The sequence below is a fragment of the Candidatus Goldiibacteriota bacterium genome, assembly GCA_016937715.1.
GTDB lineage: Bacteria > Oederibacteriota > PGYV01 > PGYV01 > PGYV01 > PGYV01.
This window is the reverse complement of record JAFGWA010000077.1, coordinates 1-13,122: the sequence shown is the minus strand read 5'-3', so window position 1 is coordinate 13,122 and position 13,122 is coordinate 1. Positions and strand designations below refer to the sequence as shown.

Annotated in this window: 7 protein-coding genes and 2 rRNA genes; all 9 read left to right on the top strand. The window is 43.2% G+C overall.

The features are described 5' to 3' along the window. Nucleotides 1–376: ribosomal RNA gene (locus JXR81_08170) — 23S ribosomal RNA — on the top strand; the annotation flags it as partial. 109 nt (nucleotides 377–485) lie between these two features. Beyond that, nucleotides 486–602, top strand: a 5S ribosomal RNA gene (gene rrf / locus JXR81_08165). A gap of 417 nt (nucleotides 603–1,019) precedes the next feature. Further along, nucleotides 1,020–1,358 (top strand): hypothetical protein, encoded by a 339-nt coding sequence (locus JXR81_08160; protein MBN2754820.1) that lies wholly within the window; start codon nucleotides 1,020–1,022, stop codon nucleotides 1,356–1,358. A 110-nt stretch (nucleotides 1,359–1,468) separates the two neighbouring features. Next, nucleotides 1,469–2,119: a DUF4349 domain-containing protein gene (locus tag JXR81_08155; protein MBN2754819.1), complete on the top strand. Its 651-nt coding sequence runs from the start codon at nucleotides 1,469–1,471 to the stop codon at nucleotides 2,117–2,119. Between the two features lie 329 nt (nucleotides 2,120–2,448). Continuing rightward, a complete protein-coding gene (locus JXR81_08150; protein MBN2754818.1) occupies nucleotides 2,449–3,234 on the top strand; it encodes a hypothetical protein in 786 nt (261 codons plus the stop codon). A 15-nt stretch (nucleotides 3,235–3,249) separates the two neighbouring features. Beyond that, entirely contained in the window at nucleotides 3,250–3,708 is a 459-nt protein-coding gene (locus JXR81_08145; protein ID MBN2754817.1) for a pyridoxamine 5'-phosphate oxidase family protein, read from the top strand. 109 nt (nucleotides 3,709–3,817) lie between these two features. After that, nucleotides 3,818–8,134 (top strand): activase, encoded by a 4,317-nt coding sequence (locus JXR81_08140; protein ID MBN2754816.1) that lies wholly within the window; start codon nucleotides 3,818–3,820, stop codon nucleotides 8,132–8,134. A gap of 64 nt (nucleotides 8,135–8,198) precedes the next feature. Beyond that, complete coding sequence (locus JXR81_08135) at nucleotides 8,199–8,906, top strand: RluA family pseudouridine synthase (protein ID MBN2754815.1); 708 nt, start codon at nucleotides 8,199–8,201, stop codon at nucleotides 8,904–8,906. A gap of 209 nt (nucleotides 8,907–9,115) precedes the next feature. Then, complete coding sequence (locus tag JXR81_08130; protein MBN2754814.1) at nucleotides 9,116–12,913, top strand: hypothetical protein; 3,798 nt, start codon at nucleotides 9,116–9,118, stop codon at nucleotides 12,911–12,913. Nucleotides 12,914–13,122: the final 209 nt, after the last annotated feature.

Here is a 13,122-nt window from a genome sequence, read left to right as displayed (position 1 = left end):
TGAAGAAGGTCCCAAGGGTTCGGCTGTTCGCCGATTAAAGTGGTACGTGAGCTGGGTTCAGAACGTCGTGAGACAGTTCGGTCCCTACCTACTGTGGGCGTAAGAGATTTGAAGGGAGCTATTCTTAGTACGAGAGGACCGGAATGGACGAACCTCTGGTGTTCCGGTTATTCCGCCAGGAGTAACGCCGGGTAGCTATGTTCGGAATGGATAAACGCTGAAAGCATCTAAGCGTGAAACCAGCCCTAAGACATGATCTCTCTTTGTGGTAACACAACTAAAGACTCGTTGAAGACTACAACGTTGATAGGTCGGAAGTGTAAGACCCGTAAGGGTTTCAGCTGACCGATACTAATAAGTCGTGAGGTTTGGCCACTATAATAAGAGCGGAGCGCCGGAAGGCGCTCCGTAGAACTAATAAAAGTAAAGATTTACTGCATCTCTGATATTACTCTAAAAAAAATAGATGAATAATGTACGATATCGCCGGTGACCATGGCGGAGGGGAAACACCCGTTCCCATCTCGAACACGGCAGTTAAGCTCTCCAGCGTCGATGATAGTATGCGGGCAGCTGCATGCGAAAGTAGAACGTTGCCGGATTAAAAAAGCAAAAGCCCTGATACGAAAGTATCAGGGCTTTTGTCATTTATGGGGTAATGGTTCTGTTATTTGTTTTTAGGGTTTGTCTTTTGTAGGGATAGCGCTCCCGCGCTGTCCGGTATTTGTCCCTGATTTTAATGTCGTGGTAGACGCGGGTCTTCAGCCCGCGGCAGTTTATTTATTTTTAATGTTGTTTTTGCCATGGTAGGCGCATCCCTTTAGGGTGCGGCAGTTTGTTTTATTATTTACCGTCCATCTGTTTCTCCGACCAACCGAAAAATTTCATTTGTTCAAAACCTGATGTTTTGTTAAACTTGTTTCAAGGGTTAGAGATAAAAACTAATTTAGGATTTGAGGACGTTTATGCTAATAATCATGCTTCAAAGGAATACAATAAACAATGAGTAGATACATTTGATGGAAAATGTATTTGATTATATAGCAATTACTCTTATGCTTATATTATTTTTTGTTTCTTTTATTTCCGTTATAATGTTTGCTTATTATCATCTTAAGATGATTAGGGATATCGAAAAGATAAATCCCGATCTGGCAGACCTTGTATACGGTATTAATTTTCGAAGATTTAATTGGAAAGAATGGGGCAAACTTATTAAGTTTAACACTGCAGGATACCCTGAGTTTGCAGCAAAAATTAAAAAAAGAAATTTTTTTATATACACCATGATGATAAGCGTTGTTCTATTTGTTATTATTTCTTTTATTGTCGTTTTGAAGGTGCAAGGTAATTTTTAGCGGTTTTGCAGATATAAGTGTCAAGGCCTGATTTGTGGCTGTTCTGTTTAAGGTCGGATTTTAGACGGGCTGTAAGACATACGATTAAAACTAATAATATCGGAGGGTTTATGAAGAAAGTGATGATGATTGCAGGATTAATTGTAATTCTATTCTTTATTTCATGTTCCACTGCGCAAAAAATGGATTACTCGGCTGTAAGAAGTTCTGAAGCATCCGGCGTGATGCAGGACAGATCAGTAATAAAAACTGCATCGATATCAGTGTTTGTTGGTTCTATTGAAGATATGGCAAAAAGGGCAAAGGAGATTGTTAGTTCTTCCGGCGGATATGTTATGTATGATTCGCAGGAAAAATCCGATTATTATATGAACGCAAAAGTGCCGCCTGCCAAGCTGGATGAGGTTATGGATCAGATAGGTAAGCTTGGGAAAGAAGAGAAAAGGAACCAGACCAGTGAAGATGTTACGTCCCGATTAAGCGACCTGCAGGCGGTTATTAACAATAAAAAAATCCTGCGTGACAGGCTAAGAAAGCTTACTGACGCATCAAGGGAAATGTCCGAAATAATATCAATGGAAAAAGAACTTTCCAGGCTTCAGGCGGAAATAGATTCGCTGGAGTCGGAGTTGAAAAGTGTTCAGTCACGCGTGGAAATGTCATCGGTTTCTGTATCTTTGAAAATAAAAAGAATTCCCGGGCCTTTGGGATGGATTTTTGTGGGTGTTTACTGGGTTATAGAAAAACTGTTTATCTGGTAGGGTTTATAATACCGCCTAAGCATTTGATGCGTTAATGCTCCGGTGGCTGGAAAAGGGACGCGGCTACCAAGGCGAGAACAAATACAAGACGAGGCGTAATGTATTACGCCTCTACGATAAAAAACAAAACAATGCTTAAAACAAACTGCCGCGGGCTGAAGACCCGCGTCTACCAAGGCGAACCAATTCAAAACATAAAACAACGCGCCCTAAAAGGACGCGGCTACCAGGGCGAAAAAGCAACCAAAACCCCAAATTTACTGTTGAATATCATTACAGAAAAGGTTATATTAAATAATAACTTTGACTAAAAATACGGGAGGGAATATATGAAAAGATTCGTAATCTGTCTTATTGCTGTTCTGTTTTCGTTCACAATGCTTTTTGCGGGATATAAGGAAAATGTGACGGCTGGGGTTAAGGCGTATAAGTCAAAGAATTTCGCGGCGGCGCTGAAATATTTCAGGGCCGCATATTCTGAAAAAGAAAGCCCAAAGCTTAAACAGTACATCACAATGCTTGAAAAAAAGGTGCAGGAATCAGGCGACGACCTTCTTGAAGAAGCGGGAGTGGACTCCGAATACGCGGGCTGGTCTACAAAACAGAATGTTGTGGGTTTAAATACCGTGTTTATTTTCAGCGGGGTTTTTGGTTTAAGGTATGAAAGGCAGATATTGAATAATCTTGGAGTAGGGTTGGAAGGCGGTTACGCGTGGACTGGCGGTTCTGTAAGCGTGCCTTCCGGCAGTTCTTCAGTTTCCGGTTCCGGTTTTGTGGTCGGCGGATTTGTTAACTGGTATCCGCAGCAGCGCGCTTTAAACGCGTGGTATTTAGGGCCTGAGTTCTATTACTATTCATATTCTCTTAAATATGATATTACTACCGTTGATTATTATGATATGTCAGAGACAACAGAAACGGTTAACGCAAGTTATACCATGACCACTTTTGGCGGCCATGGCGGATACAGGTGGATTTTTGATAATGGCATTGGAATTGATCTGTCGCTTGGAGTTTCAATGCTTAACGCCGGAAACATACAGATGGGTGATATGTCAATGACATTATCCGGTATTATTCCGACCTTTGCGGCGCTTGCTTCATACGCGTTTTAAATAACACGAAATACCATGAGAAGGCACGACAAGCAGATACAGGCCAAACGGGAAATAGAAGAAATACTGGCGCTGGGAAAGGTTGTAAGAATTGCCTTTTCCGGGCCGGAGCCGTATTTGCTTCCTTTGAATTATGGTTATAGTAAAGGCGCCATTTATATTCACTGCGCGCCTGCGGGTAAAAAACTTGACCTTATTAAAATCAACCCCAAAGTGGCTTTTGAAGTCACAATTGATGACAGCTTAAAAGCCGGAGAAACGGCCTGCGCTTTTGGGTATAAGTACAGATGCGTAATCGGCAGTGGAACAGTTTCTATTGTTAAGGATGAATGGGAAAAGATAGCGGGCTTAAATGCGCTTATGAAGCAGCAGGCAGGGCTTACCAATCCGCTGTATGAAAAAGAGATGGTTGATAAAGTTGTTGTTTTAAAGGTAATTATAAGCGAAATGACGGGGAAAAAGTCGGGTTTTTAACCGTTTAAACCTAAAAAATAACTCTGAAATTAAATCAAATTCAATTTGATTTTTATTTAAAAACGCCGTATAATCATCTTATAATTCATTTATCAGGAGATAAAAAATCATGATGAAAAAAGCTTACGGTATTTGTCTTGGCGCTTCAACAATAAGCGCTGTTGAAATTGGAAGAGATGGCGATAAAACAGAGGTTATTAAAGTAATAAGAAAAGAACACGACGGCAACCCCAAAGAGGTTTTTGTGGAAGTGGTAAAAGAACTTAATACGGGTGACGCGCCTGTGCTTGTAACAGGCAGAAGGTTCCGTACATACGTTAATTTACCGTCAATTACCGAACCCGAAGCGGTGGAAGAAGCGCTGCAGTTAATTAATCCAAAAGGTGAAAAGTTTGACGCTGTGGTATCTGCGGGCGGGGAAACATTTATGGTATACCGTCTTGATTCCAATTCAAGAATAACCGGTATTTCCACTGGCAATAAATGCGCGTCGGGCACCGGCGAATTTTTTCTTCAGCAGATTAAAAGGATGGACCTTAGCCTTGAAACAGCCATAGAAACAGCATTAAACGGCGAACCGTACGCGGTATCCGGAAGATGTTCCGTGTTCTGCAAGTCCGACTGTACGCACGCTTTAAACAAAGGCGTCCCTGTCGGCAATGTGGCAGCAGGCCTGTGCGATATGATTGCTGAAAAAATTGTTGAACTTGTGGTAAAAGTGCCGCATGAAAAAATAATGATAACAGGCGGAACAGCCCTTAATTCTGCCGTAATCAAATATGTAAAAAAACACCTTGAAAATGTTATAGTTCCAAAAGAAGCCCCTTATGTTGAAGCACTTGGCGCGGCAATGGCCGCTTTTGAAAAGGGCAAAGCTGTTTCAAAAGATATGTTTAATGAAGGTATTACAAGTTTCACCACTCTTATCCCGCTTAAAGAAGCGGAAAAACTTGTTACATTTAATAAGTCAGAACGCGGCATATTAAAAGAAGGCGACAGGTGCATACTTGGGCTTGATGTGGGTTCCACCACCACAAAAGCGGTGCTTTTACGCGCGGATGACGACAAAGTGCTTGCGGACATTTATTTAAGGACAAACGGCAATCCCATAGAAGCTTCGCGTAAATGTTATGAAAGCATCCTGGAACAGATGAAGGGTATTAAAGCAAAAATCGTCGGGATTGGTGTTACAGGTTCCGGAAGGCAGATAGCGGGATTGTATTCCTTAACCGACGGTATTATTAATGAAATCATAGCGCACGCTGCGGCGGCGGTTTATTTTGACCCCGAAGTTGACACCATATTTGAAATAGGCGGGCAGGACGCAAAGTATACACATATCACCGCGGGTGTTGCGTCAGATTACGCCATGAACGAAGCTTGTTCCGCGGGAACGGGTTCTTTCCTTGAAGAGGCCGCTTATGAATCGCTGGGCGTGGATTACAGGGAAATAGCGGATGTGGCAATTAAAGCGAAAAGGCCGCCAAATTTCAATGACCAGTGCGCGGCTTTTATTTCTTCCGACATTAAAAACGCAAGCCATGAAGGTATTACAAGGGAAGACATTCTTGCAGGGCTTGTTTATTCCATCTGTTTTAACTACGTGAACAGGGTAAAAGGGCACAGGCCGGTAGGTAATAAAGTATTTATGCAGGGCGGCGTATGTTACAACAAGGCTGTTCCGCTTGCAATGGCGGCTATCACGCAGAAACCAATTATAGTTCCGCCGGACCCCGGCCTTATGGGCGCTTTCGGTGTCGCGCTTGAAATAAAAAAACGCCTTGCGTTGGGGCTTTTAAAAGAAGAGGATTTTGACCTTGTAAAGATAATCGGCCGCCAGGTAGTCAACGAAAAGCCGTTTGTATGCGCGGGCGGAAAAGAAAAATGCGATTTAAAGTGCAAAATTAACATGATACGCATAGAGGACAAAGTTTATCCTTTCGGCGGCGCGTGCAACAGGTATTACAACCAGAGGTTTAAGATAAACGTGGACGCGGACAAACTGGATTTTGTGACCGCAAGAAACAAGCTGGCCTTTGAAAAGTACTGCCCGGCGCTGCCTGTAGATGAAAAAGCTCCGTCCATTGGGATAAATAAAAGTTTTATTGTGCATCAGCTGTTCCCGCTTTATTACAATTTCTTTTCAACGCTTGGGTGCAAAATTATAACATCCGAAGAGATGGATGAAGACGCGCTGCATAAACAGACCACTTCTTTCTGTTATCCGGCGCAGGTATCGCTTGCCATGTTTTCAAATCTTATTTCCAAGAATCCTGATTTCTATTTTATGCCGCACGTGGAAGAAATGAATGTGGAAAACGGGGAGCCAAGAAAAGAATTCTCCGCCACCTGTATCTTTACTCAGGGCGAAGCGTTCTGGATGAAACAGATATTCAGGGACAAGGGTATTGAAAACAAGATGATAACCACAACGCTGAATTTTGCAAACGGTTATGAAAAAGAAAAAGACAAGTTTGTGGAAATAGGAAAAAGAATAGGTTTTACCGCCAAAAAGTCGGCTGAAGCGTATGAAAAAGCGCTGTCAGTGCAGGCGGCATACAGGGAAGAAAAGAAAAAGCTTGGCCGTGAAGTTATTGAAGAACTTCACAAACACCCGGAAAAAACCGCGGTTGTCCTTTTTGGCGCGCCTCATAACGCCTTTAATGCTGACACAAATAAGGGTATCCCCAAGAAACTTACCACACGCGGCTACATGGTAATACCGTTTGATATTCTTCCCACAGAGCACGAGATAATTGAAGACCCGCACGACGGCTATATGCACTGGGAAATTGGGCAGAAAGTAATTAAAGGTTCTCAGATAGTAAAAAAAGACAACCAGCTTTTTGGAATGTATATTACAAATTTCCTTTGCGCCATTGATTCGCTGCTGGTAACTTATTTCAGGCGTATAATGAAACAGAAACCTTCGCTGACGCTTGAAATAGACGGGCACACGGCAGACGCGGGAATTGACACAAGGGTGGAAGCGTTTATTGATGTTGTTAAGAACTACCTTGAAATAACAAAGAAAGAACAGGAAGTGGTGCATTCGTCATACGTGCCCGCCCGCATATCTGTGGAAAATACGGGTATGTTTTTTGTGGATTCTGAAGGAGAAAAATTCAAGCTTACAGACAAACGGGTTAAAATGATTCTGCCAAACATGGGCGACCTGACAACCCCTCTTGTGGCGGCTATTTTCAGAAAAGAAGGGGTAAACACAGAGGCAATGGGTGTTGCGGATAAGGAAACGCTTAGGCTTGGAAGAAGCGTGACTACGGGAAAAGAGTGCCTTCCTATGGTGCTGTGTATCGGGTCCATGCTTAAGTATCTGAATACAAGGGAAAATAAAGATGAAAAACTTGTGGTCTTTCAGCCAAGGGCCGCGGGCTACTGCAGGCTTGGCCAGTATCACGTGTTTATGAATATGCTTATAAGGGAAAGAAAACTGAAAGATGTGGCGCTTTTATCGCTTGCCAATGAAGAAAGGTATACAGGATTCGGACCCAAACTTATGATAAACGCATGGTACGCGCTTTTGACCGGTGATGTGATGGATGATATAAGAAATTCCATCTGGACAATTGCCAAAGACCCGATAACAGGTGAGGAAATACTGAATCAGGAACATAAAAAAATAGAAAAGGCGCTTGACGGCACTTCGGGAATTGATTTTTATAAGCAGCTTAAAATGTCGGCAAAAGTACTGTCTCAGATACCGCTTAAGATGAAGCTGCATGAAGCGCCTGAAGTTTCGGTGATGGGAGAAATATTTGTAAGAAGGGATTCGTTTTCAAATAAGGGTATTGCAAAACGCCTGGCGGAAAAAGGATTTATTGCCAGAACCGCGCATATTTCCGAATGGCTGTATTATCTTACATATATGATAGAAAACAAGCTTCACATACCGGACTATACAATGCTTGGCTGGCTTGAATATAAAATCACTGATGTCACTCAGCGTTATATGGAAATGAAAGTGAAAAAGATTCTTGAAAAATCCGGCCTTTACAAAGCTGAAGCGGTTGATATTGATGAAATTGTGAAGTTCTCGGAACACATACTTCCCAGGACGCTTAAAGGAGAACCGGGAATGATTATGGGTGTTACAATGCGCGACGTATTTAACAAATACGCGGGTGTGGTAAATATCGGGCCTTTCTCGTGTATGCCGGTAAGGTTCACTGAAGCAGTTGTGGCAAACAGCCTTGATATGAAAGGCAAGCAGGAAGCATATAAGTTTGCCGGTGAAGCGCTTGACCAGGGAGCGTTCGGCGATGAAGAAAGGATGCCGTTTTTAACAATTGAGGCGGATGGTAATCCATATCCGCAGCTTTTAGAAGCGCGTTTTGACAGCTTCAGCCTGCAGGCCGGCAGGGTAGCGGAAAAGCAGGGCAAGAAAGTCGCTGTAAAAGTAAATTAAAAATATATTTATTTAATGAAAAGCGCGGGCTTTATGTCTGCGCTTTTTTTATCGGGAGAATGCGGTGGATGAAAATATTCGCGTGATATACGAAGATGACAATTACGCGGTGGTTGAAAAACACGCCGGTGTTTTGACCATTCCGGACAGATACAAGCCGGAGCTGTTTAACCTTTATAACGCGCTTAATGAAAAATACGGAAAAATATTTATTGTGCACAGACTGGATAAAGACACAAGCGGTGTCATTGTTTTTGCCAGGAATGCCGAAGCACACAGGGATTTAAGCATTAAATTTGAAAAAGGCGAAGCGCGCAAAACATACCTTGCTGTAATAAAGGGGATTCCGGAAAAAGAAAGCGGAATAATTGACCTGCCGTTGGCGCCGTTAAAAAATTATAAAAACATAATGGCGGTAAATTATAAAATTGGAAAGAAAGCCGTAACTTCGTACAAAATTCTGCAGAAGTATAAAGGTTATTCATTAGCCGAAGTAAAACTTTTAACAGGCAGAATGCACCAGATAAGGTCGCATTTTCGGGCGATAGGAAATCCTTTGGCGCTGGATACCCTTTATACGGACAAACATAAACAAAGCATAACAGCCGGAGAAATTTTAAACACGGATGATGATAGGGAATTGATATCCAGGCTTACGCTTCATGCCGCGCAGATTCAGTTTGAAAATATCAAAAATATAAAAGTTAAATTCGGAGCGCCTTTGCCCGACGATATGGCTTTGTTAATAAAAACCCTTCAAAAAACCCCATAAGTATTACTTGTTTATCTACATTTAGTTAAACGGTTAACCAAATTACGAAAATAATAGGGAAAAAAATTTGACTTTTCGTTACTTAACCGGTTAAACTTACCTTAAGAGTGAAACACTGTTCCGGATAAAGATAAGCGGGTTAGTTTTGACGTTAAAATAGATGAAAAAAAATGATAAAACGTTTTAATAGATATATCGGAGGTGAAAAGATGGGTAAAAAAGTGGTGCTTTTTGTATGTGCGGCTTTTTTAATGTCTTCTTTTGTTTTTGCCCAGCCAAGAATTAACAGTTTTACTATGACACCTCCAAACCCTTCTTTTGGCGATGCTGTAACCGTTCATATTGAATATTGCGCGCAAAATTATACTCCGGGGATGGTTGATCTTGCCATTAGCACTCAGCCTACGCGTGTTAATGCCGCGTTATCGGGAGTTGGGCAGGTTTTTGTAATTTCCAAAGCCGGATTTGATGTTCATACATCAAGGCCTGCCGCGACACAGGGCGGTGAAATAGGATATCCTGCCAGTACAACTACCAATGCCGCGCCTGTCTGTAATGACTGTAACAGCGCAAGCCCAAACGGACAGTTGTATGTAAAAGACTGGGTTGTTCACGTACCATCAGCTGATAATTTTCCGGGTTGTGTTGTGGATAATTTATACATGCACGTTGGTTTTAAGGATAATAATATGCAGGAGAATGACTGGCATAACCTGCAGGAACCAACATGCGCGGGAAAATCTTTAACCTGGGCAATGCCTCTTTTGCCGGCTGAATTTAATATCAGAAAACGGGTGGAAGGGGTAATTCAGGAACAAAATGATCTTGTATTGTTCTCTGTGGATTATTCATATTCAAACGGAAGGCTTACGATTACAGATACAATCCCATCCGCGTGGGGCGGAGACCTTGAACTTGTTTCTTTTGGACCAACTGCAATTACCGGCGGAATAGTCAGCGGCCCCGCACCGGGAGCTACAAGCGGTACTTTTTCATGGCAGCTTCCTGACAGAACCGGGGTTAAGGGTGTGGCAGACGGAACGGTATGGATGCTTTACAGGCTTACAACAACTGTTCCTGTTGGCTCTCCAAGGACTTATACAAATACAGTAAACGGCGTAATGAATGGCATAACAAAAAGCGATGATGCATCCATTATTACAGGGCAGGCCGCTATAGACCTTGAAAAGACACAAAGCCAGACGCTTGCATATCCCGGCGATATTGTCACATATACTTTGGAATATAATATTAACGGGTCAAAACTTATCGCGTATCAGCCCTTTGATGACATAAGCGGCGTATACACTTCAACAGCACCGTCGGGCTGGCAGTTTTTGCCGCAGAACAGCACAAACGGAACATGGACAATACAGGATCCGTGTAATACAGGCGACAGGATAATAACCGGCGCGGTTTCGTCAGAAGCGTATCCCGCGATGATATATACAGGGCAGCCTTTCTGTGAAGGTACTATTGTGGCGGACGCGCTTATAAATCCGGGTAACACGGCAACAGCCCAGTATGAAGGGGCGGACGCGCTGATAATAATAAGAAATAACGGTGTTGTTGGCACGGGAAATATGGCATACGCTTTGGGCATTTCAATTGATGATAATTTTGGAGATAATCCAAATGGCAATGTGGGTTTTCAGAAATGTACTTCATCCGGATGTATATGGCCTTTGTCGGTTAATAATATTCAGATAGTGGGTAATAAATGGTACAGGATAAAGATAGACGTGGACGGTGTTACATTCAGGGCTAAGGTGTGGCCAAAAGGCGACTTAGAGCCGACAGGCTATACAATAACATGGACTGACCCATCACCTGTGGGAATGACATGCGATCCTGCCAATCCGGCAGGCTGGTATGCAGGGGTAGGCGAACAGGGCGGAGCTGTGGGTTCAACACAGGACAGTTATAATAATTTTATGTTGTACGAACCAAGGATAGCTGAAAACGCGGTGTTATACGACACGGTGCCTCTGGATATTGCCTATGTCGGCGCAAGTACCGTTCCTGCTGCCACTAATCCCATGGTCAGATGGAATTTAAATAATATAATGAATGAAGGCGGTACATTTACATGGTGGGGTGAAGTGACAGGGTGCGGCCCTATTACCAATGTCGGCGCCATTGATGCTGACGACCCTGTTTTGCCTGTTTTTTCAAATGAAGTTATAATGAGTATTTACTGCGGTTCGCCCACTGTCACGCCCACTGTTACCGTAACTATGACTTCAACGCCGACAAGAACAAGCACGCCGACATCCACAATGACCGCGACAAGGACAGTTACAAATACAGCCACGCCTACAAGGACGGCTACCGCGACAAGTACGGTAACTTATACGCGCACCGCCACGCCCACATCAACGGCTACAAGAACAATTACAGACACGGCAACACCTACAGTTACATTTACTGTATCCGCCACAAGGACAGCTACAAGGACAATAACAGAGACGGCAACGGCGTCTGTGACATTCACCGTATCTGCCACAAGGACCGCGACTAAGACAATAACCAGCACAGCCACGCCGACCGTTTCTTTTACAAATACGCCCACGGCAACGCCCACATCAACCATAACTGTGACAAGGACCAATACGCCTTCCAACACTCCAACTCCCACAATCACGCAGACTTACTGGGAATCAATGACAAACACCCCGACAATTACAATAACAAGGACAGCCACACCTACGGCGACACAGACAAAAACTGTCACATTTACATCCACAATGACGGATACAAAGACCGTAACTGCCACAAGGACGGCAACGCCCACTGTAACGCTGACGCATATGGATACCGCGACAAATACCAAAACTATAACTTTAACAAGGACACCCACACCCACGCATACGCAGACATTAACGGTTACCGCAACTTCGACAAGCACGGCAACAAGGACAAATACGCGCACAGTTACACCCACTGCGACACAGACTGATACGGCAACTATAACAATAACTGTGACAGATACTTTTACAATGACCGCGACACCCACCATAACCCCAAGCCCAACTATTACAATGACTCTTCCGCCTTTTCCTTATGTCTTAAGGATAGGAGTGTATAATGAAGCGGGTGAAAGGGTAAAGCTTATCTGTTCCGTTCCCACAAATAAACTAATGAGCGATGTGGATTTTCTTTCAAACGGTGATGCCACGGATGTTATAAGCAATGGCGCGGATATTACCATAACTTTAAACGGCGTTGAAACCCCGTATAATATCGGCGATGGTTATACGTCGTTTATTTGGGACGGCAAAAATGACCAGGCGCAGTATGTGGCAAACGGGCCTTATTACATTAAATTGGAGCAGCTGGATGAATACGGCCACACCACGTCGCTTATTAAAGATATGCAGTCCATCCGTTATGAAGAAGGGGTGGAAGGAAGAATATATAATTCCGCGGGTGAACTTGTAAAGTTGCTAAGGACCCAGCCTTCTGCTAAAGGGCAGAAAGTGGCGCTGAAAATTCAGGATATAATAATAATTGAACCGCAAAGCCCGAAGATAAAATTGTATTATAATGAAGATGAATATCTGGAATGGGACGGCACAAATGAAGAGGGCCTTGCCGTAACCAACGGGACATATGAAATTCAGGTAATAATGAAGACCGCTGAAGGCAGGGTAATAGAGGCATCAAAAAGCGTAATTATTCTTACAGAAAAGACAGACTACCTGGCAGACCCGGTTATTGCGCCTAACCCTGTGACGCATAAAGAAGGGCGCACGTTAATTGTATGGGATCCGTTTGCTTGTTGTAATTCTGCTGCTTCAAAGGGCGTAATGGAAATAAGGATATACAGCCTTGCAGGGGAAAAGGTAAAAGAAATCCGGTGCGCGCTGCAGCAAGGCGCCGTAGAGTGGAATTTAAAGTCCGAATCCGGCGGCCTGGTATCCAACGGCGTGTATGTTGTGGTACTTGAAGCGATACGTGATGACGGGCAGTTAAACAGGAAAAAAATTAAAATGGCGATAAAGTAAGTCTTTTGATACTTTTCTTGTATTGTTAATTTGATTTTGTAGGGACAGCGCTCCCGCGCTGTCCGCGCAGTTGATGTTTTGTCTTTAAAGGGGAAATCGGTCATTATTACAAAAACAAAAAAACGGACAGCGCGGGAGCGCTGGTACATTGTAAAAAATTACTCCCCTTTTGTTAGAAACACGGTAAAGTGTTTTTAAATCAAAAGAGG